The organism is Terriglobales bacterium (assembly GCA_035764005.1).
Lineage (GTDB): Bacteria > Acidobacteriota > Terriglobia > Terriglobales > Acidobacteriaceae > Gp1-AA112.
Genome location: DASTZZ010000106.1, coordinates 14,673 through 35,710 on the forward strand (window position 1 = coordinate 14,673; position 21,038 = coordinate 35,710).

The 21,038-nt window shown below is 55.6% G+C and carries 22 protein-coding genes and 1 tRNA gene; 12 read left to right on the plus strand and 11 right to left on the minus strand.

From position 1 onward, the window contains the following. The first annotated feature begins 210 nt into the window (after positions 1–210). Genes VFU50_17080 through VFU50_17095 form a run of 4 tightly spaced genes read left to right on the plus strand, consistent with a single transcriptional unit; the run spans position 211 to position 3,011 of the window. Positions 211–1,080 (plus strand): hydroxymethylglutaryl-CoA lyase, encoded by an 870-nt coding sequence (locus VFU50_17080; protein ID HEU5234578.1) that lies wholly within the window; start codon positions 211–213, stop codon positions 1,078–1,080. Further along, the gene (locus VFU50_17085; protein HEU5234579.1) at positions 1,077–1,859 is read left to right on the plus strand and encodes an enoyl-CoA hydratase-related protein; all 783 of its coding nucleotides are present in this window, start codon (positions 1,077–1,079) and stop codon (positions 1,857–1,859) included. The genes VFU50_17080 and VFU50_17085 overlap by 4 nt, the downstream gene beginning before the upstream one ends. Further along, positions 1,856–2,284 carry a thioesterase family protein gene (locus tag VFU50_17090; GenBank protein ID HEU5234580.1) on the plus strand — a complete coding sequence of 143 codons (429 nt, stop codon included), beginning with the start codon at positions 1,856–1,858 and terminating at the stop codon, positions 2,282–2,284. Before VFU50_17085 ends, VFU50_17090 begins: the two co-directional genes overlap by 4 nt. A gap of 13 nt (positions 2,285–2,297) precedes the next feature. Further along, on the plus strand, positions 2,298–3,011 hold the full coding sequence (locus tag VFU50_17095; protein HEU5234581.1) for a hypothetical protein: 714 nt from the start codon (positions 2,298–2,300) through the stop codon (positions 3,009–3,011). A 779-nt stretch (positions 3,012–3,790) separates the two neighbouring features. On the opposite strand, the gene VFU50_17100 is transcribed toward VFU50_17095, so the two are convergent. Continuing rightward, the gene (locus VFU50_17100; protein ID HEU5234582.1) at positions 3,791–4,714 is read right to left on the minus strand and encodes a TerC family protein; all 924 of its coding nucleotides are present in this window, start codon (positions 4,712–4,714) and stop codon (positions 3,791–3,793) included. Between the two features lie 258 nt (positions 4,715–4,972). On the opposite strand from VFU50_17100, the gene VFU50_17105 reads away from it, so the two are divergent. Next, a complete protein-coding gene (locus tag VFU50_17105) occupies positions 4,973–5,806 on the plus strand; it encodes a DUF2231 domain-containing protein (protein HEU5234583.1) in 834 nt (277 codons plus the stop codon). Positions 5,807–6,118: 312 nt separating this feature from the next. Beyond that, the gene (locus tag VFU50_17110) at positions 6,119–7,243 is read left to right on the plus strand and encodes an ATP-dependent DNA ligase (protein HEU5234584.1); all 1,125 of its coding nucleotides are present in this window, start codon (positions 6,119–6,121) and stop codon (positions 7,241–7,243) included. 136 nt (positions 7,244–7,379) lie between these two features. Here VFU50_17110 and hpnJ read toward each other — a convergent pair whose 3' ends face one another. From hpnJ to VFU50_17155, 9 genes are all read right to left on the minus strand, one after another. Further along, entirely contained in the window at positions 7,380–8,885 is a 1,506-nt protein-coding gene (gene hpnJ, locus VFU50_17115; GenBank protein ID HEU5234585.1) for a hopanoid biosynthesis associated radical SAM protein HpnJ, read from the minus strand. 173 nt (positions 8,886–9,058) lie between these two features. Then, entirely contained in the window at positions 9,059–9,472 is a 414-nt protein-coding gene (locus tag VFU50_17120; GenBank protein HEU5234586.1) for a four helix bundle protein, read from the minus strand. Positions 9,473–9,550: 78 nt separating this feature from the next. Further along, positions 9,551–10,828 carry a TolC family protein gene (locus VFU50_17125; GenBank protein ID HEU5234587.1) on the minus strand — a complete coding sequence of 426 codons (1,278 nt, stop codon included), beginning with the start codon at positions 10,826–10,828 and terminating at the stop codon, positions 9,551–9,553. Positions 10,829–10,930: 102 nt separating this feature from the next. Then, a complete protein-coding gene (locus VFU50_17130; protein HEU5234588.1) occupies positions 10,931–11,500 on the minus strand; it encodes a hypothetical protein in 570 nt (189 codons plus the stop codon). A 198-nt stretch (positions 11,501–11,698) separates the two neighbouring features. Next, positions 11,699–12,775 (minus strand): LacI family DNA-binding transcriptional regulator, encoded by a 1,077-nt coding sequence (locus VFU50_17135; GenBank protein ID HEU5234589.1) that lies wholly within the window; start codon positions 12,773–12,775, stop codon positions 11,699–11,701. Between the two features lie 259 nt (positions 12,776–13,034). After that, complete coding sequence (locus VFU50_17140; protein ID HEU5234590.1) at positions 13,035–13,352, minus strand: Hpt domain-containing protein; 318 nt, start codon at positions 13,350–13,352, stop codon at positions 13,035–13,037. A gap of 7 nt (positions 13,353–13,359) precedes the next feature. After that, entirely contained in the window at positions 13,360–13,740 is a 381-nt protein-coding gene (locus VFU50_17145; GenBank protein ID HEU5234591.1) for a response regulator, read from the minus strand. Next, positions 13,724–15,121, minus strand: coding sequence for an ATP-binding protein (locus tag VFU50_17150; GenBank protein ID HEU5234592.1), 1,398 nt, complete (start codon positions 15,119–15,121; stop codon positions 13,724–13,726). Before VFU50_17150 ends, VFU50_17145 begins: the two co-directional genes overlap by 17 nt. Before the next feature lie 136 nt (positions 15,122–15,257). Beyond that, positions 15,258–15,956 carry a response regulator transcription factor gene (locus VFU50_17155; GenBank protein ID HEU5234593.1) on the minus strand — a complete coding sequence of 233 codons (699 nt, stop codon included), beginning with the start codon at positions 15,954–15,956 and terminating at the stop codon, positions 15,258–15,260. Between the two features lie 217 nt (positions 15,957–16,173). Between VFU50_17155 and VFU50_17160 the strand changes: the two genes are divergently transcribed. After that, positions 16,174–16,250, plus strand: a tRNA-Met gene (locus tag VFU50_17160). A gap of 165 nt (positions 16,251–16,415) precedes the next feature. Next, positions 16,416–16,724 carry a hypothetical protein gene (locus VFU50_17165; protein HEU5234594.1) on the plus strand — a complete coding sequence of 103 codons (309 nt, stop codon included), beginning with the start codon at positions 16,416–16,418 and terminating at the stop codon, positions 16,722–16,724. Between the two features lie 125 nt (positions 16,725–16,849). On the opposite strand, the gene VFU50_17170 is transcribed toward VFU50_17165, so the two are convergent. After that, positions 16,850–17,878 carry an alkaline phosphatase family protein gene (locus tag VFU50_17170; protein HEU5234595.1) on the minus strand — a complete coding sequence of 343 codons (1,029 nt, stop codon included), beginning with the start codon at positions 17,876–17,878 and terminating at the stop codon, positions 16,850–16,852. 317 nt (positions 17,879–18,195) lie between these two features. Between VFU50_17170 and VFU50_17175 the strand changes: the two genes are divergently transcribed. From VFU50_17175 to VFU50_17190, 4 genes are all read left to right on the plus strand, one after another. Next, entirely contained in the window at positions 18,196–18,366 is a 171-nt protein-coding gene (locus VFU50_17175; GenBank protein HEU5234596.1) for a hypothetical protein, read from the plus strand. Positions 18,367–18,574: 208 nt separating this feature from the next. Beyond that, positions 18,575–18,958 carry a BlaI/MecI/CopY family transcriptional regulator gene (locus tag VFU50_17180; protein HEU5234597.1) on the plus strand — a complete coding sequence of 128 codons (384 nt, stop codon included), beginning with the start codon at positions 18,575–18,577 and terminating at the stop codon, positions 18,956–18,958. Further along, the gene (locus VFU50_17185; GenBank protein ID HEU5234598.1) at positions 18,955–20,379 is read left to right on the plus strand and encodes a M56 family metallopeptidase; all 1,425 of its coding nucleotides are present in this window, start codon (positions 18,955–18,957) and stop codon (positions 20,377–20,379) included. Before VFU50_17180 ends, VFU50_17185 begins: the two co-directional genes overlap by 4 nt. A 57-nt stretch (positions 20,380–20,436) precedes the next feature. Further along, a partial coding sequence (locus VFU50_17190) for a trypsin-like peptidase domain-containing protein (protein HEU5234599.1) occupies positions 20,437–21,038 on the plus strand: 602 nt, incomplete at its 3' end.

A 21,038-nucleotide genomic window follows, 5' to 3' on the forward strand; every position in this document is an offset into this window, starting at 1 on the left:
CCTGCTCTTGGCGGTGAGGAATCGCTATCGTCTTCTATGCTGATCCCGAAGCGTTCATGTGGTTGTTTGTGGAAAAATTCAGAATCGTCACGGGGACGAGTGTGTTGACCCAACCGTCTGTAGCAGTTCGTAGGGATTCCTCACCGCCAGAATCATGCGGTTCGGAATGACAAAAGGAAACTCCGTGTACTCCGTGGCTCCGTGGTGAAAATGGAAGTCAAACTCATCGAATGTCCGCGTGATGCATGGCAAGGTCTTAAGCACCAGATTCCTGCAGACACGAAAGCGCAGTATCTGCGCGCACTGATTGGAGCAGGATTCAAACACATCGACGCTGTCTCGTTCGTCTCGCCCAAAGCTGTTCCGCAGATGGCGGATTCGGAGCAGGTGCTGAAAGAGCTCGATCCTCCCGATGATGTCGAGATCATCGGAATCGTAGTGAACGAAAAAGGTGCGGAGCGGGCAATTGCCACCGATGCTGTGCGCACGCTGGGGTTTCCGTATTCAGTATCGCCGACGTTCCTCAAGAATAATCAGAATCAAACGCTCGATGAATCCATCGACGTTCTCGAAGCGATTGAACAAAAAGCCCGGGATGCCGGATTGGGAATCGTCGTGTACATCTCTATGGCTTTCGGCAACCCCTACGGCGATCTGTGGAACGTGCAGGAAGTGATCGAGGCAGTGGATCTGTTGGCCGACATGCAAATCGAACAGATCTCATTAGCAGACACGGTGGGCCTCGCCTCTCCCCAGCAGATTGCTGACCTTATTGGCCCAATCATCAATCGATTCGGTCACCTCGAAATCGGAACACATCTGCACAGCCGTCCTGGCGACGCGAAGGAGAAAATCAAGGCCGCGTACAATGCCGGATGCCGTCGTTTCGATTCGGCGGTCGGGGGCCTCGGTGGATGTCCCTTTGCCCAGGACGAGCTCGTGGGAAACATCCCGACTGAAGCGGTGATCGAAGCCTTGAAAGAGTTGGGAGCCGAAGTTCCGATTCGGAAGCCACTCGATAATGTTTTGAAGATGTCACAATTGATCGCCATGGGTTCGGCCTCATCGCAACTTCAATGAACTTTCAGACCATCACTTTGCACGAGAGCGATCGGATTGCTCTGCTCACACTAAATCGGCCAGACAAACGCAATGCCGTCAGCTACGAATTGATCGCCGATCTCCAGCAGGCGCTCGATCATGTGCGCGGCTCGAGTTTGCAGGTGCTGATCATCACCGGTGCAGGCAAAGCCTTCTGTTCCGGAATGGACCTCGAGAACCTCAAAGCACTGGTGGGGCGGACGCACGAGCAGAACGTGGAAGATTCGCGCACCATGGCTCGGCTTTTTCGATCGATCTACGATTTTCCGAAACCGACGATTGCCGCGGTGAACGGCGCGGCGATTGCCGGCGGTACGGGAATCGCCACCATTTGCGACTTCACGCTCGCCACTGCGGAAGCAAAGTTCGGATACACCGAAGTTCGAATCGGATTCGTTCCCGCCATCGTTTCTAATTTTCTAGTGCGGCAAGTTGGTGAGAAACACGCACGCGATCTGCTGCTGACCGGAAGAATCTTCGGAGCAGAAGAAGCGCTGCGCCTCGGGCTCGTGAATGAGATCGTTGACCCTGCTCATCTGCTCGCTCGCGCGCATGAGCTCGCGCACACGCTGATGGAGAACAGCGCCGCATCGCTGCGCGCGACCAAGCAGCTCCTGTCGCAAAACGTGAATGAAGAGCTTGACCGCCGGATTGAAGCTTCGATCGAGGAAAACGCGCGCATCCGCCAGACGCACGACTTTCGCGAAGGCATCACCGCATTCCTGGAAAAACGCAAACCGCAGTGGAGCGGGCATTGACGCATCCGGCTTCGCCCAAAGTTCATGAAGTTCGCGTTCGCGTCCGCTACGCCGAGACCGACAAGATGGGCGTTGTTTACCACGCGAACTTCTTCATCTGGATGGAAGTCGGGCGCGTGGAGCTGATGCGCAGCCTCGGATTCGACTACAGGCAGATGGAACTCGAAGCCGATTGCCATCTGCCCGTTGTTGATGCGCGCTGCCGCTACAAATCTCCGGCGTATTACGACGAAGAGATCATCATCAGAACCGAGCTGCGCAATTTCCGCGGATCGCTAATTCATTTCGGCTATGCCATAGTGCGCCAGCATGACGAGACGGTTCTGGCCGAGGGCGAAACCACTCATCTGGTCGTAAACTCGAGAATGGAAAAGCGAACGCTTCCGGAACCGTATCGCGCAGCTTTCGAAGCGCTCATGCTGTAGTTGCCAGTGACCAATGGCCAGCAAGTTAACGCACATCTACAATGCGTCTAAGGGCATCTATCATGGGGTAATGTTCGGCCCGGCTCTTCTTTCTTTAGCGATCGCTGTCGCTGCACTGCTCGCGTGGCATGTGTACTACGCCCGCAAGTCACGAAAGCGCGCCTTTGAAGTGCTGGGATGGATCGAGGACCTGCTCTGCGGCCACGGCCACGTTGCAGGCGTGAGGTGGAATGGCGCTTCGAGCTTCCACATCCCCGTGAAGCTACGCGCCAACGCGTTTCACAACGCGAGCTTACGCGTAAATCTGATTCCGAAAGAGCTTCCCCTGAACTGGCTGGTCAACAAAATCAAGAAATCCCAGGAAACGCTGATGTTCGAGGCCGACCTCGACTGGGCTCCGCCATTCACGCTTGAACTGCAGAGCTACAGGCTCTTCGCTCGAACCCGCAAAGATTTGCCGCCTGATGCTCCCGGCTGGGACTTCGAGCAGACCACGCCATTTATCTTGACCACGCGTAAGGACTGGCAGCGCGAGATTACGTCGGTGATTACCAGCCTGCTGAGTCATCCCGACCGTCAGTTCCTAAGCATCGCCTTCAGCCAGAAATCTCCGCATTTCACCGCCACCATGACGCTGGACTCGATTGCGCCGACCTCAGCCTGCCGTACAGAGATCTTTGATTCCCTCCGCGAACTCGCCGCAGGGGCTTCAGCACCGCAGATTTAAAGAAAGCAATTGACAATGTAGCCTCAAGTAGCTACATTGATTTCCGTGCGAACGGTCGGCATCCGTGAATTGAAAAATCAGCTCAGCGACTACGTTCGCCAGGTGCGTGCGGGAGAAACCATTCTCGTTACTGATCGGGGCGAAGTTGTAGCAGAAATAAACCCTCCAGGTCGGAGAGAGGAGGATTCTTCCCTGCCTCCTGGGCTCCTGGAGATGGCGAGGAAGGGCTTGGTCCGTCTCGGAGGAAAAAACGATCCGTCGGCCTATCCCCGCATGCCCGCACTCATGAGCGCAGAAGAAATCGCAGAGCTTCTTAATGAAGAACGTGGGGAGCGGTGAATCTCTACGCCGAATCAAGTGCCGTGCTCGCGTGGTTATTCGAGGCGGCACGCGCTGCTGAAACGCAGCAACTGCTTGCCTCTGCGGAAATCGTGAGTTGCTCCGACTTAACCCTGATTGAGTGCGGACGAGTTCTGATTCGGGCAACCAGTCTCGGTAGAATCACCGAAACCGAAGCCGCAGACCGACAGAGGCAGCTCTCGGCGTCTGCACATAACTGGAACGTTTTCCCCATTGGCGCAGAGATCGTCGAGAGAGTTCGGCGTCCCTTTCCGAACGAACCTGTCAGATCACTGGATGCGATACACCTCGCGTCAGCGTTGGTTGCACGCACGATCATTCCTCACCTTGAGCTTTTAAGTCTCGATGCTCGCCTTCGGAACTCGGCACATGGTCTTGGATTCAAGTTGCAACCACACCTAGTCTGATAATGGAATATTTCACTCTTCCGCAGCCTCCGGCTCAGGCCAGATCAGCGAAGCGCCCACTGACAAGGCCAGAATTCCGATGACCACGCCGAGCGTAATCCCAAGCGGCGCCTCGTAGAAATGCGAGATCAGCATCTTCACACCGATCAGCATCAGGATTACCGAGAGCCCATAATGCAGGAAGCGGAACATTCCGAAGAAATGCTCCAGAGCGAAGTACAGCGACCGCAATCCCAACACGGCAAACACGTTTGAGGTGTAAACGATGAATGCATCGCGGCTGATTGCGAGGATTGCTGGAATGGAATCCACGGCGAAGATCAGGTCGGTGGTTTCGACTACCAGCAGGGAAAGAAACAGCGGGGTAGCGATCCAGCTTCCGTCGCGCTTGACGAAGAAATTCTTGCCTTCAAAGTTCTCCGTAATCGGAAAGAAGCGCCGGAAAATCCGGAGCACCAGGTTCTTTTCCGGATCGACATCCGGCTCGCTGCTCCGGAGCAGACCGATGCCGCTGTAAATCAGAATCGCGCCGAAAACATAGATGATGAACTCAAAGCGCTGGAGCAGAGAAACGCCGATCAGAATAAAGACTAAACGCATTATCAGCGCACCCAGCACTCCCCAGATCAGGACTTTGTGCTGAGAGTCGCTAGGCACCCGGAAGTAGCGGAAAAGGATCAGGAACACGAAGAGGTTGTCGACGCTCAGAGACTCTTCGACAACGTATCCGGTGATGAACTGGAGCATGGCCCCATGCCCATGCCACAGGTACACCAAGCCAGCGAAAGCCGCCGCCAGCAGCACCCAAAAAATGGTCCAGCCGACCGCCTGCCGGAAGGTCATTGTCGGGCGCCGCCGATGCAGGCCAATATCGAGCGCCAGCATCGCGAGCACAAAGAGGTTGAAGCCAACCCAGAACAGCCAGGATTCGGTCATGCGGGAGTTCAAGTGAGTCCTCAGCAGTGTACAGAAATGCGGCTCTCGGCTTTTGGCTGTCGGCATTCGGCCAACAACCCTTCTGGTCACAAGAGAACGTAAGAGCGTGGTTAGTACTGATTCCCGTTCTGGATGGGGAAACCAGCACGTCGCTGGCCGAAAGCTGAGAGCCGATGGCCGACAGCCGCTTTTTCGGCCATCCATAATTCCGCAACTTGCAACAGTCTATGTAGGCCGAATCGGGCCGAGGTGATCGCCATGCAATCGCGCGCGCAGATTAAGTCTCATCCTATCCATCCCATGCTGATCGTGCTGCCCTTAGGGCTATTTGTCGGCAGTTGGATCTTCGATCTGATTGGCAAAGCCACAAACAATGAGCTGCTCTGGGCTGCAAGTTACTACTCCGCCATCCTCGGCATCATTGGCGGGTTCTGCGCCGCTATACCGGGCGCTATCGACTGGTTCACGGTTGTGCCTCCACGCTCCAGCGGAAAAAGACGCGGTCTGCTTCATGCCGGCCTGAACCTGCTCGTCCTAATCGGATTCATCGTGATTGCGGTCCGCCGGTACAGTGCGATCGCTGAGCCCGGAGGATTCGAACTGGGCCTCATGACCGCCTGCATCGTCGTACTCGGAATAAGCGGATGGCTCGGCGGCACGCTCGCCTATCGCAATCAGATTGGAGTCGATCATCGCTACGCGAATGCCGGCAGATTCAAAGAGCGGCGGCTGGAGAGCTGGGATCGTCCCGCATGCAATCAGAGCGAGCTCAGCGAAGGCCAGATGATGCTGGTACGCGTTGGCAACGAACGCGTGGTCGTCGGACGCTGCCCGCAAGGCATGATCGCGTTCAGTGATCACTGCACGCACAAAGGCGGACCGCTGTCAGACGGTGCTCTCGTCGGTTGCACCGTCCAGTGCCCATGGCACGGCTCCCAGTTTGACGTACACACCGGACGCGTTGTCGCAGGTCCGGCGAAGAGCAAGATTGACGTTTACGAAACTCAGATTCGCGGAGGAGAGGTTTACATCTTGCCGCCTCAAAGTCATTCTCAAGATCAGACGGACGAGAAGGAGCCTGAGGCTGCGTGAGTGTGGACGGCGACGAGGGAACTGCTATTTCAGTTCGCCTCCGAGGATGAGCTTGCGATCTGGACAGCTACAATCATCCTGTGAATTTCTCTATTGACCGGCGGCACTGGGCATTTGCACTGCTGCTATTTGCGTTGAATATTGTCGGATTGGTGATCACAGTCTCCAGGAGTTCTGTCTTATTCGACTCCAAAACCGTTCTGCTGATGATTGCATGCTCCGCCATGATGAGCTTTCTGACCGCGTTCGTAGTCGTCGCGCTATTCGACGCAATGTCCCGTCGCTCGAGGTCGAGGTAGACCGAGCGTAACTATGGCAGCAAGAAAAAGTCATCGAGAACCTCTCGCTGGAGCTGTTCCTGCTGAAGAACTCCAGGCGCAGTTCCCCGACATCGGCTTACCTATCGAGCCTCCATTCCCTCCGATGGAGGCGCGCAACGCTGCACGCCTTCCCGAATCGGGAGACTGGCTCTACGAACCAAAATGGGACGGATTTCGCGGTCTTGCTTTCCGCAAAGGCAACGAAGTTCTCCTGCAATCGAAAGCCGGACAGCCTCTCGGCCGCTACTTTCCCGAATTGATCGAAGCGCTGCAGAAGCTGCCGCAAAAGCAATTCGTGCTCGATGGCGAGATCGTGATCCTCAGCGGCGGCCACCTCGACTTCAATGCTCTCCTCCAGCGCATTCATCCCGCCGAAAGCCGCATTCGACGCCTCGCGCGCGAAACTCCGGTTACGTTTCTCTGCTTCGATCTGCTGGTCGACGCCAAAGGCAAGCTGCTGACTGATCAATCCCTCGAGCACCGGCGCGAGGCGCTGGAAGAGTTTTTCAGGGAAGTTCCGAAGGGAGTTGGAGTAAGACTCTCGCCTGCTACGCGCACCTTCGCGACTGCTGATCGCTGGATGGGCAATCTCGCCACTGTGGGCTTCGATGGGGTGGTTGCGAAGCGGATCGACGAGCCATATCACTCAGGCGACCGCAATGGGATGGTGAAGATAAAGCGGCTGCGAACGGCAGATTGCGTGGTCGGTGGCTTTCGTTATGCCACCAAAGGCAAGTTCGTGGGATCGCTGCTGCTCGGACTCTATGACGAGCAGGACAAGCTGAATCACGTCGGCTTCACGTCAAGCTTCAAAGCGGAAGATCGACCAAAGCTGCTGAAAACGCTCGAACCATTTATTGCCGATGACAAAGCACTCGGCTTCAGCGGCAATGCTCCGGGAGGTCCCAGCCGCTGGTCAAATGAACGCTCAACCGAATGGGTTCCACTTCGGAACAAGCTCGTCTGCGAAGTGCAATACGATCACTTCTCCGGCGGACGCTTCCGCCATGGCTGCAAGTTCCTCCGCTGGCGCCCTGATAAGAAGCCGAGTCAGTGCACGTACGAACAAGTGATTCCGGGGACGGCGGGGGATTTGGAGAAGTTGCTGGCGGCGTGAGCTAGGTTACAGGGAACAGGGGAGAGGTTACAGGAAAAACAATTACCAATCGCTTGTAATCAGCGATTGAATCCGCGGGGACCGAGGTAAAGTCGAGGCATCCTGTTCCCTGTTCCCTGTAACCTAATCCCTGCTTTTACTCCGTCCCCACTTCCACTGGTTCTTCTATGCGTGATTCCGGAGCAATCGCCGCCGGACGCGGTGCTTTGCGCGCTTCTTCAACGTAGCGATTACGCGCTGCACGCAGCTTCAGGAATGACTTGGCTTCTTTGTACAGGCGCTTGCGTTCGTCGTTATTGAAGATGGCTTTGCGGACGATGCGATACACCTGCTTTGGACGGAAGTAGTACTCGTCGTAGAAGCGGTGGACCATCTCCATCACATAGTCGCGCGGCAGGCCAGGATACTCGATGTGGGCCATCTGGTGTCCGCCGGAGTCGACCATCGATTGGGTGTTGATGATGAAACCGTTCTTCTCGGCGTAATCGTGGAACTCGGTTCCGGGATAAGCGTGAGCAACAGAAACCTGAATGGTCTCGCAGTCGAGCGACTTGGCGAAATTGATGGTATTGCGAATTGTCTCCCGCGTCTCGCCTGGCAGTCCCAAAATGAAGTCCGCGTGGATGACGAGTCCCAGCTTGTGACAATCGCGGGTGAAGTCGCGCGCACGTTCGACCGTCGCGCCTTTCTTGATGTTCTTCAGAATCTGCGCATCGCCTGATTCGTAGCCGACGATCAACAAGCGGCAGCCGGCGTCACGCATAGCCTTGAGAGTTTCGTAGTCGGTCGTCACGCGCGAAGTGCACGACCACGTGAGCTTCAGCGGCTTGAGCTTCTCGCAGAGTTCGACTGTGCGCGCCTTCTGAATGTTGAAGGTGTCGTCGTCGAAGAAGTACTCCTTGACGTTCGGCCAATACTCTTTTGCTTTGGCCATCTCGCGTGCAACTGCATCGCTCGAGCGCTTACGCCAAGCGTGTCCACTGAGCGTCTGCGGCCACAAGCAGAACGTGCACTGCGCGGGGCAGCCGCGCGTCGAATACAGCGACACGAACGGGTGAAGCAGGAACGGTACGTTGTAGCGCGTGACGTCCAAGTCGCGCTTATAAACGTCGGTGACGTCCGGCAGCGCATCGAGATCCTGAATCTGCGGACGGTCGGGATTGTGTACGACGCGTCCGTTTTTGCGATAGGAGATGCCAAGAATCTCGTCGAGCGGCTTACCTTGCGCGTACTCAACCACCGAATAATCGAATTCGCGGCGGCAGACAAAGTCGATGGCGTCGCATTCAGTGAGAGCTTTGTCCGGCGCGGTCGTCACCGGCGGACCAACGAAGGCGATCTTCAGCTTCGGATTCGCCGCCTTCATTGCATAGGCGAGTCTCTGATCTCCCTGCCATCCCGGGGTGCTGGTGAACAACACCAGGAATTCGTACTGCTTGCCAATTTCGATGGTCTCGTCGGAGGAGACGTGGTGAGGCGGAGCGTCGAGCAGGCGCGAGCCTTCCAGCATGCCTGCCGGATAAGCCAACCAAACCGGGTACCAGTACGATTCGATCTCTCGAGTGGCCGGCCAGCGCGAACTAGCGCCGCCGTCAAAGTTCTCGAACGAGGGAGGGTTCAGGAACAGGGTTTTCAATGGCATGCGTATAAGCGTCAAATATAACATCCGGAACGGGACTCTTAGTCCGTTTGGGTAAGAAAATGTTGCCTGCGTAACTGCTTGGAAATCTACGACTTTGGTCGGGGCGGTGGGCAAGGGGCAGTAGGCAATAAGCAATAGGCGATAGGCGACACGAAGAAGCCGCAAGGCGACACCTATTGCGGGTTATCCGCTCCGATCTTTCGAATTAGTGTTGAAAGCATCGCCTTAATCGATCTCAGCTCGATGAACAACTTCTCATAAGCGTCGCGCGCAAGGAAGCCAAGATCACGAGCCAAGAGCAGTTCGCAATCGAGTTCTGACGCCGATCCTAGCGCGATATAAAGAAAGCGGCGCAAATCCAGATCTCCCGATCGGCCGCAACCTTCAGCGATATTGGCTTCAATCGACACGCAACACCGTCGTACTTGGCTTGTGAGACCAAACTTCTCCTCATTCGGAAAGCTTGTGGTAGCACGATAGACAGCAAGACTCAGCCTGTGCGATTTCTGCCAGACTTCCAGACGCCGAAATCTTTCACGTACAAAGCATCTTGCTCGATCCCAAGTTCTCCAAGTACCAGCCTTGATGCACTGATCAGTATTCGATTCGCCTACCGCTTATCGCCTATTGCCTATTGCTTATTGCTTATCGCCTATAGCCTACGGCTACCTCGTCGACAATGCCCACTTCTCCAAATCCCCCGTCTGCTTCAGCAACTGCATCTGCGCTTTCTCGAGTTCGTAGGTGGCGTCGAGCAGAGTTGAATACTTGTCGTTCTCGTCGAGCTGCGCTTGTTGCTGATCGCGTAGTGTTGCCTGTCCGGCGTCGACCTTCGCCTGCATCGCCTCGGTGTTATTTTGGGCGAGCTGGTATTCAAGTTTGGCGACCTCACGCGCTGCGCTGAGCTGAGCAACACTGCGTTGGAGCTTCAGAGTCTCGGTTGAAACCTGCTCCTTCGCTGCGTCGACGTCCTTGCGCGCACGCAGAGCATCAGCATAGGCGGCCTCGCTATGGTCTTTCTGCCCTTTGTTGAGAAATGGGAAGCGGATTTCAATGCCAATCGCTCCGTTATTTCGACGGAAGGTTTTGTAGTACTGGTCGTAGTTGTTGTATTTGGTGAATCGCGCGTACTGTCCAACGAGATCGACGGCTGGATAAAGCTGCTTGTGCTCTCCGCGAGCCTGGAACAGCTTCGCCGAAGCCAGTTCTTTCGCACTCGCTACGGCAGGGCTGAAGTTCACGGCACGTGTTGCCAGGTCTTCGCCTTGCGAGACTTCCGGCAGGCGCGGAATAGACTCGGCGACGGTTTCAAATTCCTTTGCGGGCAAACCGGTGAGCTGAGAGAGACGCATGCGCAGCGTGTCCGCTCCCGCGACCAGTTCCGCGATCTTTAGCCGAATGCGCGCCGTGTTCAGTTTTGCCTTGGTGAGTTCGATGGGCGCGTCGACGCCAGCCTGAATGCGCTGGTGCTCAATGTCTTCGAACTTCAGCGCGGCATCTTCCTGCTGGCGCAGCACATTGATCGATGCCTCATTCTTATCCAACTCTGAATATGAAAGCGCTGTTTCGAGAATTATCTGACCCTTCTTTTCTTGCTTGTTTAAAGTCGCGGCACGAACGTCGCTGCGCGCGGCCTTGATGAACTCGCGTTGCGCCTCGTTGAGCAGCAGGCTGGTCGAACTCACCTTGAACAACGACGGCTCGCCCAACGGAAAACCGAACGAGTACGCGAGTCCAGAACCGAAATAGACCTGGGGGATGTACTGATCACGCGCCTCTTGGTATGTCGCTTGCAATCGATTCACATCGACATCTGCGGCGTTCACCGCCGTGCTGTTGCGAATAGCAAGCTCAATGGCGCGCTTGAAAGTTACTGGTTCAGCATTCGCGATCGAGGGAACAAAAGCAGCGAGAAGAAGAACAACTCGATATTTCTGGAGCATGGCTCAAAATTCTAATTGTTTGAGTCATGCTTTTCTGGAGGCGGTACAGACAAAAAAGAGCCGGCAATCAGTTTGCCGGCTCCAATTCAGAAGAATGTTGAGTTAACGCCCGTTGTACCCGATCTGATACCCCTGCTGATATCCCTGGCGGTAGATGTTTTTGTATTGCTGGCGATCGCCCATATTTGAGCTGTAGCCAGGAGCGTTCTTGTAGTTATCGTCCTGCGTAGGACGGAAGCTGTGGCCAGTCATGCGATCTTTGCGGCCATCATTCATGCCATCGCGATAGCCGTTCTGCTGCGCGATGGAGTTCATGTTGCCATAGCCGCGACCGGGGTAGTATCCGCCGTTGTTGTAGCCGCCATTGTTGTAGACGCTGTTGCGATTGCGATCGCGGTCACGATCCCAATCACGTCCCCCGCCACTGCGGTATCCGACCTCGTAGCCATCACGAAATGCACGGCGATCGTCGCCTTCCCGATAACGATTCGCATCGGGATGAAATCCGCGATGGCTGCGCGCGTCAATCTGCCCTTGCTGGTATCCCTGCCGGTAAGCCGCGCGATCGTCGCGGTCATGGCCCTGAACCGGCTGATAGTAGCCTTGGCCGAAGGCCCACGCTGAGGTCGTCAGCAGAGCCGCTCCTAACATCAAAGTACGAATCAGTTTCATTGCTCCTCCCGAATACTCACGATTGTTGGGTGGCGTCTGAACTTCTTAACACCTTAGATGGCGGGAAGTTCCGGAGGAGAACAGCGGAAGGGCTTGGTGCGCATTCCTTGTAATCACTGATTCGAATTCGCTGACAGAAAAAATATCTTCTTTGGAACAACCAATGGCGGTAGCGAACGGCCGGGATCGGCTCCCTGGCTATTTCGCTGTAACTTCTGTTTCTCGCTGCAAATTTGCCGGCTTTAAGCGAGTAGTCGTTGATTCGCGAATCACAAGCTCCGGTTCCACGGCTACTTCGCGTGGAGCTGCGCCTTTTTCGCGGAGCCGCTCGAGCAAAGTCTGAGCGGCAATTTCTCCCATGCGACGAAGCGGCTGGCGAATCGTAGTCAGGCTGGGTGTGTTGTAGGCCGCGCTCGGAATATCGTCGAAGCCAACGACAGCTACGTCGTCCGGCACTTCCATGCCGGCATCGCGCAGAGCGCGGATGGCCCCGATTGCAGACACGTCATTAAAAGCAAACAACGCGGTAAAGCGCCCGCCTTGGGCTAACAGCTTCTGAATCACCGGATATCCCATATCGGGAAACGGGGTGCTGAACTCCATTTCTACGCACAGTTCCGGCTTCATCTCCAGACCCATGCCCTTTGCCACTTCGCAGATGCTTTGCCAGCGGACTTCGCTATCCGAACTCACTCTCGGACCCTTCATGAAGGCAATGCTGCGGTGTCCCAATTGCACTAGATGGCCTAAAGCCAACTCGGCAGCCCGTTTGTGGTCGAGTACTACGTTGGTCACGCCAGAAATGCTGCGGTGCCCGGAAATGGCGATCACCGGAAACGGGAAGGAGTGATTCACAGGCGTATCGATCACGATGATCCCTTCGACGGCGCGATCCATCATGATCATCGGATATTCTTCGATCAGCTCTGGATTGTTGCGATGCCCGGCAGCGAAGTAGAAATAGCCTTCGCGCATGAGGTGATCTTCAATACCGTTCGTAAGCAGCGCTACGTAATCCGATAGATCCGGATGCAGCACACCGATCATGAACGAACGCTGCGTGCGCAGCGAACGGGCGTAGAAGTTGGGGCGATAATTCAGCTTCTTCGCCGCTTCGAAGATTCGCCGCTGCGTCTCCTCGGGAATGGCTGAAGCTCCCTTCGAACGGTTGATTACCAGCGAAACCGTGGTAGGAGACAGCTGTAAGTGCTCGGCCAGAGCCTTGAGGCTGATGCTGCGGTTTTTAGGAATACCGCCTGTTTTGGACTTCGCCATGGTTCGTGCTCGACGCGCGAATCGAAATGTTGTGTTATACGCTCTCACATACTCGAATGTTTCACCAATAAAAAAATGCTTATTCCCTGAATACTGAAGGTTGGAATACTGAAGGTTGGACGGTAGGGCTGAACCCAAGCAGTAAATCGATTTTCTATACCAGCGACTCGTTTCGTCCATCCGCTGCTTCAATGCGCAGATTTCCCAAAGTGGTTTACGCTTGGAGCCGCAGAGCCGTCTGAGGATCTGGAAACGACTCTTACCTGGCTTCGATGTCGCGCTTGACGGAATCGAACAGCTTTCTCAGCTCAGGGGCCATATTCTGCGCAGAGTCCGGTTGCGATAGAAGATGTTCAATTTGGGACGACATTCCTGAGCTGGAGGCAAGCCCAAATGTCCCGAGCGAGCCCGCAAGCTTATGAGCTTCCAGGGCGGCGACGCGCGCTAACTCGCGGTCGAGGTGCCCAGCCTCAAGAGTCTCGAGTGCCAGTTGAATCGCGGCCAGGCGGAGCACCATTGTTGGCAGGTATGTTTGCCAGAGCGCATTGAGTTTCTTGGCGACTTCTGATGAACTCATGTGCCACTCACCATCCCAGCGTCTGTGCAATCTGATCGGCGAGTTTCATGGGATCGAAGGGTTTGGCCAGCGTACCGGACGCACCAATCTCTTTCAGCCGCTGACGCTCGATCGCCTGCACTTTGGCGGTAAGAAAAACCACGGGGATGCTTTTCGTGCTCTCGTTCTGCCGAAGCAGCCGCAAAATTTGAGCTCCATCCTGGTCCGGCATCATGACATCGAGCAGAATCGCGTCGGGCCTGGCGTGCTCCGCTAGTTTCACTCCTTCCGCGCCGGAGCTGGCGCAGGTTACCCGCCATCCGGCGACGGTCTCCAGACTCATGGCGGCGACTTCGCGAATATCATCTTCGTCGTCGATCAGCAAAATGTGTTTAAAGGGAGTTCCCATTTTGGCCCTTCGACATCCCTATCAAAGACGCTTTGGGCTCATCACTGTCATTCTGCCGCACGTTTGCCAGCGGAATCGTAAAGAAGAACGAACTACCTTTGCCCAATTCGCTTGTCACCCAGATACGTCCGCCATGTTGGAGAACGATGCTGCGGGTAATAGCGAGTCCCAAACCGGTACCGCCTTTGCGGCGAGAATCCGATGCATCCACCTGATGAAAGCGCTCGAAGATGCTCTCGCGTTTGTCGGCGGGAATACCGCGGCCGTGATCTGTCACCTCGAATTGGACATCATCCACTCCGACCGCCGCTTTGATCGAGACCTGACTTCCCCCCGGATGGGAAAATTTGATTGCGTTGCTCAGGAGATTGGTCAAGCACTGCAGGATGCGGTCGCAATCGGCGTCGATGGTTGCTTGTACTTCCGACACACGGATCGTGACCTTGTGCTCATCGGCCATAGGCTTCATCACTTCGACCGAACGACGAATTAGATCGCCGGCCCCGCAGACTGTGCGATTCATCTGGACACTGCCCGATTCAAGCTTCTCGATATCAAGAATGTCATTGAGCAGTCGGATGAGCCGATCAGTGTTGTTTACGGCAATCTCCAGCATCCGCTTCCCTTTTTCACTCTCAAGCAGACCTGAAGAGAGCAAACCGAGCGAACCGTGAATCGACGTGAGCGGCGTACGCAGCTCATGGCTAACCACCGAAACGAATTCCGACTTGAGACGATCGACTTCCCGCCGGCGCGTGAGATCCCGAAACGCCAAAAAGACCGAAGCGAGTACGGCAGTCATTGCCAGCATGATGGCGAAGAGCACTACAAGGAATGCGCGACGCGAGCTTTCACGCTCCCGCCGATTGCGTTCTGCCAAAAGCCGGTTCTCCTCGTTGCGCATCTCGCCGATCACATTCGTGATCTGGGCGCTCAATATCAGTCCACGGTTACTCTTCGATAGTGCAAGCACTGCGGGCAAGCCGCCGGTTTTGCGCCTTTGGATTGCATCATCGAGAATCGAGAACCGTTCGCCAACAACGGCTTCGAGTTGCAGCAGCTTGGCCTGCTCTGCAGGATTGTCGGAGATCTTAATCTTCAGCTCCGATAACAGAGGCTCAAGACCGCTGCGATCGAGCAGGTACTGCGACTCAAAACGGGAGTTCGCAGTGATAACAAATCCGCGAACTGACGCTTCTGCCTGGGTAATCTGAAAGGACACATGCTGCAGGAGTTCCAACACTTCGTGCGTGTGGTTTACCCACTGGCTGTCATCGATGAGGCCGTGAATCGTGCGCTGCGAGACGACTCCCACGATGCCGAGTAGGGCCAGCACAATCACAAATCCCGTAAGAACCGTCTTCTCGACGGTGCGCTTCATCGGCACGGTGCTTCCGATTGTATTGCGAAACCGGAGCCCTATTGAGCCGAAAAGATGCCGAGAACCAGTCGGATTCGATCCGCCGAAGTGCGAGTTTGGGAGATCGCACGGAGGTTTTTGCAATAACGGAAGCTCTTTAAAGGCCGCCTGCCTGGCCGGCGACCAGTTTGTTCTTGAGCGCAAAGAGCGCCAATTCCAGTCGCGTGGACATTCCGACCTTATCGAACACATTGGTCAGGTGCCGCTTCACGGTGTCTTCTGTAATGCTCAGACGCGAAGCCACTTCGCGATTGCTGCATCCTTCAGTGACCAGCCCGATCACCTCGATCTCCCGTTGAGTGAGGCCGAAATTTCGCCGCGGCTCAGCACTACCCAATGTCTGCGACAGTTCACGCAAGAGCGTGCCCACATCGGAGACCTCGCGATCTTCAACCCAATATTTGCCCGCGAGGACCGTTCGCAAAGCAGACTCGAGGCTCGCAATGTGATTTTTGCTGAGGATGCCCCGCGCGCCGAGCTGCAGCGCCTGCACAATCTGCTGCGGGCCAGCGGCGGAGCTGAAGATGATGGTATGTCCATGACTGCGTTTAGACGACAGTTCCTGCAAAGCCTCGATCCCGGGAAGATTAGGCATGAGTAGATCGAGCAGCAGAACATCCGGACGCAACCTCTCTACCTGTTCCAGTGCCGCTCGACCGTCTTCGGCCTCCCCGATCACTTGAAAATCATGAGCTGCAGAGAGCCTCGCGCGCACAACCTCCCGAACAATGGGATCGTCATCGGCGAGCAGTACAGTCTGCCTTGGGCGAGATGATGGGGATATGGTTTCACTCATGAGAACTGAGGAACTGCAGCCTCGTTTGTACCGGATTCGCATGCTTGCAGGCAACTCGGCCGATGCCAGAATGGAACCTTAAGCGAGTGCCTTCGAAACCGAACTTTCGGAGCCGGAAAACTCTTTGATGAAAACAGCCGGCGGCTTGCGAAGAAGCACGAGAAGTAAAGCGCAGCCTATTGGTTTGAAAATCTCTGCGCCGCTGGTAATATGAATCTGCGGGGTGGAGCAGCCTGGTAGCTCGTTGGGCTCATAACCCAAAGGTCGGTGGTTCAAATCCATCCCCCGCAACCAAAGGAATCATAAGCTTAGGGCCAGTCGCAACGACTGGCCTTTTCATTTCGCCCGTGTTCTTTCCGTGAATGGCAGATGGCGAAAACGTCGGTAACTTGCGGCATACCTTTGCGCGAGTCATGCTTGCGCCGCACAAGGAACTACAAACGCGAGGAGGTTTCTGAAATGAGACACTTGGCGTTCAGAATCGGAGACATCGTCTACCGCTTCGACTTTTTCATGTGGTTCTATTTCACGAAGCTCGCCGTCATCATCTTGGCTGTCAGCGCCGGGGCTAGCTGGCTATTCCGTTCGAAGAGAGCGCTTCTGGTTGTTACCGCGTGCCTGATGATCGTTGCCGGGACATATGGTCTGTGCGAGTGGTCTCACTTGCAGCATAGAATGAACTGCTACGGCCGGTTCGGACAATTTCAATGCGATCTCAGTGCTCGTCCGGAATCGGCTAAAAACGGCGGCGCTCGCTTTCAAAACTGATGCAGGCGCTTCAAATCCATCCGCCCGACAAACTTTAAGTGCCGCATTTGCTGCGGCCCTTGTCACTTTCTTGCCGTTCAGGGGCCTGTGTTTCTGGCCCGTTATAGAAACACGCGTTCAGAGTCTTACTTGAAGAACTCGATCATGGGGTTGGCAGTTGCAGCAGCACCGATATTTCCGTCGATGCCCATGTAATTTGTGATCGTCTTCAGCAGATTTTCGTGCTGATAGAAGTTCGAGCTCTGAAAAGCGGTCTTTGCGCTTGGTCCGGCCACGACCATGGCTACGCGTCCGCCGCCGTGGCTGGAGTCGGTGTCGTCAGCTTCGTCAAAGACGACGATCAAGACTCCACCGTTCTGAAACCGTGAACTGGTAAGAACGGGCGCAATGTTCTGTTTCAACCATGCATCCGCCTGGGCGAGGCTGCCGTCATGAGCGTCGTCATTCACGTTGGGAACTACAAAAGAGAAGTCCGGAAGTTTGCCGGCACCCATATCATTCGCGAACTGACTGAACGGAACCAGGTTGTTCGCCTGCGCTGTTCCGCGGACGTCTGAAAAATAAGAGAAAGGATTGTGACGCTCGAGGTATGCGCCCTGATTGCCGCCGGTATAGCCGACGTTCGGCAGATCTTCTGCATACGACTTCCACGTCTTGCCCGCCGCTACCATGTGACGCACGAGATTATCGGCATTGACAGTTCCCGTGAAAGAATCCGGATCGGACGTTCCCGTCAAATTCGTGAGCAACGAACCGGTCGTGAACATGAAGTAGTTACCGATCGACGGATGCGTATCCGCGTAATACTGCGTAGCGAGTCCGTACTGATTCGCGAGTTGGTTCAAGTACGGCATCGCCGAGCTTCCAATCACGCTGCTATAGCCATAGTTCTCTTCCAGCACCAGCACCACCGGACCTGTCGTGGGTGTCGGAGTGGGAGTCGGGGTCGGAGTTGGAGTCGGAGTCGGCGTCGGGGTCGGGGTTGGCGTGGGTGTAGGTGTCGGGGTTGGTGTCGGCGTCGGATCCGATACTGGATTTGATGAACTACTGGTGTTTGGAACACCCGAGCTGGCTCCGCAGCCAAACAGGCAAGCTAATAAAGCGAGCGCAGCAATGAACCGCACTCCCTTGCTGAATACTGACAGAACGCGCATTGAACCTCTCGCTCGTGGGGGGACGAGCAGGCCAATGGTAGGAATTTCGTAACACTCGGGCCATTAGCACCCTGCCTTATCGGGTTCGGGAAATTGTCGTAATCCTCATCTAAGGCGAATTGTGGTGTGGAACGAGAGGAAAACGCGCCTGCCCCTGTGGAGCTGTCTAAACGGGCTTTTTTTCCACAGCGATGCACAAGAAAGACCAGATTCGCACCGCTTTTCCGAACTGTCTCCTTGCATCTCAGCTTGATTGGGGCCGATTTCCCGAGTACAGGAGATTGGCTACTTGCATCTTTCTCCCCGGAGACAAGCCGATGATCAAGCAATCCGAGCAGACTGAGGGACAGCAGTTGCTAAAACAGCTTAAGGACGAGTATCGAAGACCCGAGGGGCATAATACCGAGGCTGCTGTCGAAGAACATGCCACAGGAAGCCTCCCCGATCCTCAGTATTGGCCAGCAGAGATCAGCCGCGCGATCAACTAGCCGTACTCCTGTTCCATCCGACCACAGTACCCAGCCGGCACGCGGCGGCAGAAGGGACTTTTGCGGGTGCGCTATCTCCGTGCCCATAAGCAAAATCGCGAGCTTGAGCTCGCGATCCGCCTACTTGGCTGCTATGGTTTCGTCAACTCCTAAATAATTAGTTACCTTTTCGTTCCTACTGCGTCCAATAATGGAGGAACAAGGACGAATGCCGCCGAGAAGGTCAGAGACGCTCACAGAAGCCGAACTTCGGGTGATGAATGTTTTGTGGGAGAAAGGTCCCTGCACAGTTCAGCAGGTGCTTCAGGGGATTCCCGAAGAACTTGATTTGGCCTACAACTCCGTCCTGACTACCGTCCGCATTCTTGAAAACAAAGGCTACGTCCGCCACGCGAAGGAAGGACGTGCTCACATTTATGAGCCCATCGTTGCTCGCAACGAAGCCAGCCGATCGGCAGTACGCCAGGTCGTCAGCCGGTTCTTCGGCAACTCTCATCAATCGCTTCTGTTGAATCTGCTTGAAGAACAGAAGATTGATCCTGAAGAGATCAGCCGTTTGCGCGAGATCTTGAAAGCGAGTGAACGCAAATGAGCATTCTTCTGCTGCAGTCGGGCTCAATGATCGCTGGTGAACGGCTGATCAACTGCGTTGTTGAAGGCACGCTCGTCGCAGTCTTCATTTCGCTCCTGTTCCGGCTGAAGATATTTCGCGATTCCGCAACCCGCTTTGCGATCTGGCTGGTGGCTCTGCTCGCAATACTGGTACTCCCGTTCATCGGCGCGTCGGCGAGTTCACAATTATCGAGCGCAGCGTCGGCCCTCCATGTCGACGTTCCAGCTGATCTCGTGGGCTATGGCTTGGCAGCATGGGCGTTAATTTCCCTTTTCGGAATGATCAGAATCTCTGCAGGACTGCTGCGCTTGCGCGGTCTGCGGCGGCGCGCAACTGAACTCGATCTTTCTCAGCTTCCGCTGGAAGCTCAGTCGGCGCTCGAAGGCTGCAAGTCACAGCGCAATGTTCGCATTTGCGTTTCCAATGAGATCAACGCTCCTACCGCAGTCGGATTTATCCGTCCCGCGGTGCTGATGCCGGAGTGGGTGCTGAGTGAGCTATCGGGGAAAAAGCTTTGCTCGGTGCTGCTCCATGAAATCGGTCATCTGCGCCGCTGGGACGACTGGACGAACCTTCTGCAAAAAGTTCTGCGAGCCATCTTCTTCTTTCATCCAGCGGTCTGGTGGATCGACTCGCGGCTGTGTCTGGAGCGAGAAATGGCGTGCGATGACATGGTTCTCGCCGTCACCAACGACGCCCAGGCATATGCCGAGTGCCTGGTTTCGCTGGCGGAGAAGAGTATGTTGCGGCGCGGAGTCGCTCTCGCCGTCGCCGCCGTCGGCCGAGTCCGGCAGATGACTCTCCGGCTCGGCCGCATTTTGGACCAGAACTCGCGCGGGCGCGTTTCCGGCGTTGCCGTGGCTTCGCTCGGCATTTTCGGTGTTTTGGCGATCGCTGCATCGGCGCACCTGCCCATGCTCGTAGTGTTGCAGGAAGGGCTGCCGTCCACTTCGGTGGCTGCCAACAACGGCGATAGAGTTGCTCCGACAGTTGGGAGAATGCAGCTCACGTCTGCATCGGATACCGAACTACATGCAAATGTTGTTCCGGCGATAATGAAGATCCGAAGCAGGGCACAGCAATCGGATTTCAAACTTACAAAGGCGAAAGCAGTCAGCTCCACCCAACACGCACCAGTGGCGGCGAGGCCTAAAGTGGTTCACACCTCGTTCAAGACCGCCAATAAGCAAACACATTCACAAACTGCGTGGCTATTGATCGTCCACACGGTTCAGCCCGATCCATCGCAGATTCCCGAAATAGAACTTTTGCAGCCATTCTCCACCACGATTGTCTGTGGCGCGCATTCGGGAACGTGCACGATTGCATCGACTGTGCAGTTCACGATCTATCGGTCGTCAGGCGCGATTCGGAACGGCTTTGTTGCAAACGTAATTTGAGGTCAAAAATTTTTGTCCTTATCAACTAAACATTTAGTTATTTAGAAGGAGAAGCAAATGAACATAGGAAGTTGGAAGTCGAAGCTAGGGCGGCGATTCATCGCGCCAGCCGTGGCTTTGGCGATGACATTCTCATTCGGAGCTTATGAAGTACTAAAACCCGCGGAGGCGCGCGCCGCGACCGCAGCTCCCGCAGCATCGGCGCTCGACGACAATAGCGTCAGTTCGTTGGTAGCCCTCGACAACGCTGTCGAAGCGGTGGCCGCACGCGTGACCCCGGCGATCGTGAACGTAACGGTTACGGCGAAGACGAAGGTTGACGCTTCCGACAATGATGACGGGCTGCCGGAGGGCTTGCCGCCGGGATTCAGCCAGTTCTTCGGTCATCCGATGCAGCCGCAAAACCGCGTTGAGCATGGACTCGGCAGCGGCGTGATCATCTCGCCCGACGGTTATATCGTCACCAACAATCACGTAGTCGATGGCGCCACCGATATTCGCGTAACCATGAGCGATCGTCGCGTTCTGCCCGCGAAGTTGGTGGGCCACGATCCGCTCACGGATTTGGCCGTACTGAAAATCAACGGCTCGAACTTCCCGAGCGTGCCGTGGGGAGACTCGACCAAACTACGTCCCGGTCAGACGGTGCTGGCATTCGG

What these genes read in the sequence shown, in the direction of transcription:
- VFU50_17080 (HEU5234578.1), top strand. Translation starts at nt 211, where the DNA reads ATGGAAGTCAAACTCATCGAATGTCCGCGTGATGCATGGCAAGGTCTT.
- VFU50_17135 (HEU5234589.1), bottom strand. Translation starts at nt 12,775, where the DNA reads ATGGCGAAGTCCAAAACAGGCGGTATTCCTAAAAACCGCAGCATCAGC.
- VFU50_17175 (HEU5234596.1), top strand. Translation starts at nt 18,196, where the DNA reads ATGATCAAGCAATCCGAGCAGACTGAGGGACAGCAGTTGCTAAAACAG.
- VFU50_17085 (HEU5234579.1), top strand. Translation starts at nt 1,077, where the DNA reads ATGAACTTTCAGACCATCACTTTGCACGAGAGCGATCGGATTGCTCTG.
- VFU50_17095 (HEU5234581.1), top strand. Translation starts at nt 2,298, where the DNA reads ATGGCCAGCAAGTTAACGCACATCTACAATGCGTCTAAGGGCATCTAT.
- VFU50_17180 (HEU5234597.1), top strand. Translation starts at nt 18,575, where the DNA reads ATGCCGCCGAGAAGGTCAGAGACGCTCACAGAAGCCGAACTTCGGGTG.
- VFU50_17150 (HEU5234592.1), bottom strand. Translation starts at nt 15,121, where the DNA reads ATGAAGCGCACCGTCGAGAAGACGGTTCTTACGGGATTTGTGATTGTG.
- VFU50_17145 (HEU5234591.1), bottom strand. Translation starts at nt 13,740, where the DNA reads ATGGGAACTCCCTTTAAACACATTTTGCTGATCGACGACGAAGATGAT.
- VFU50_17165 (HEU5234594.1), top strand. Translation starts at nt 16,416, where the DNA reads ATGAGACACTTGGCGTTCAGAATCGGAGACATCGTCTACCGCTTCGAC.
- VFU50_17105 (HEU5234583.1), top strand. Translation starts at nt 4,973, where the DNA reads ATGCAATCGCGCGCGCAGATTAAGTCTCATCCTATCCATCCCATGCTG.
- VFU50_17185 (HEU5234598.1), top strand. Translation starts at nt 18,955, where the DNA reads ATGAGCATTCTTCTGCTGCAGTCGGGCTCAATGATCGCTGGTGAACGG.
- VFU50_17170 (HEU5234595.1), bottom strand. Translation starts at nt 17,878, where the DNA reads ATGCGCGTTCTGTCAGTATTCAGCAAGGGAGTGCGGTTCATTGCTGCG.
- VFU50_17155 (HEU5234593.1), bottom strand. Translation starts at nt 15,956, where the DNA reads ATGAGTGAAACCATATCCCCATCATCTCGCCCAAGGCAGACTGTACTG.
- hpnJ (HEU5234585.1), bottom strand. Translation starts at nt 8,885, where the DNA reads ATGCCATTGAAAACCCTGTTCCTGAACCCTCCCTCGTTCGAGAACTTT.
- VFU50_17110 (HEU5234584.1), top strand. Translation starts at nt 6,119, where the DNA reads ATGGCAGCAAGAAAAAGTCATCGAGAACCTCTCGCTGGAGCTGTTCCT.
- VFU50_17140 (HEU5234590.1), bottom strand. Translation starts at nt 13,352, where the DNA reads ATGAGTTCATCAGAAGTCGCCAAGAAACTCAATGCGCTCTGGCAAACA.
- VFU50_17130 (HEU5234588.1), bottom strand. Translation starts at nt 11,500, where the DNA reads ATGAAACTGATTCGTACTTTGATGTTAGGAGCGGCTCTGCTGACGACC.
- VFU50_17100 (HEU5234582.1), bottom strand. Translation starts at nt 4,714, where the DNA reads ATGACCGAATCCTGGCTGTTCTGGGTTGGCTTCAACCTCTTTGTGCTC.
- VFU50_17125 (HEU5234587.1), bottom strand. Translation starts at nt 10,828, where the DNA reads ATGCTCCAGAAATATCGAGTTGTTCTTCTTCTCGCTGCTTTTGTTCCC.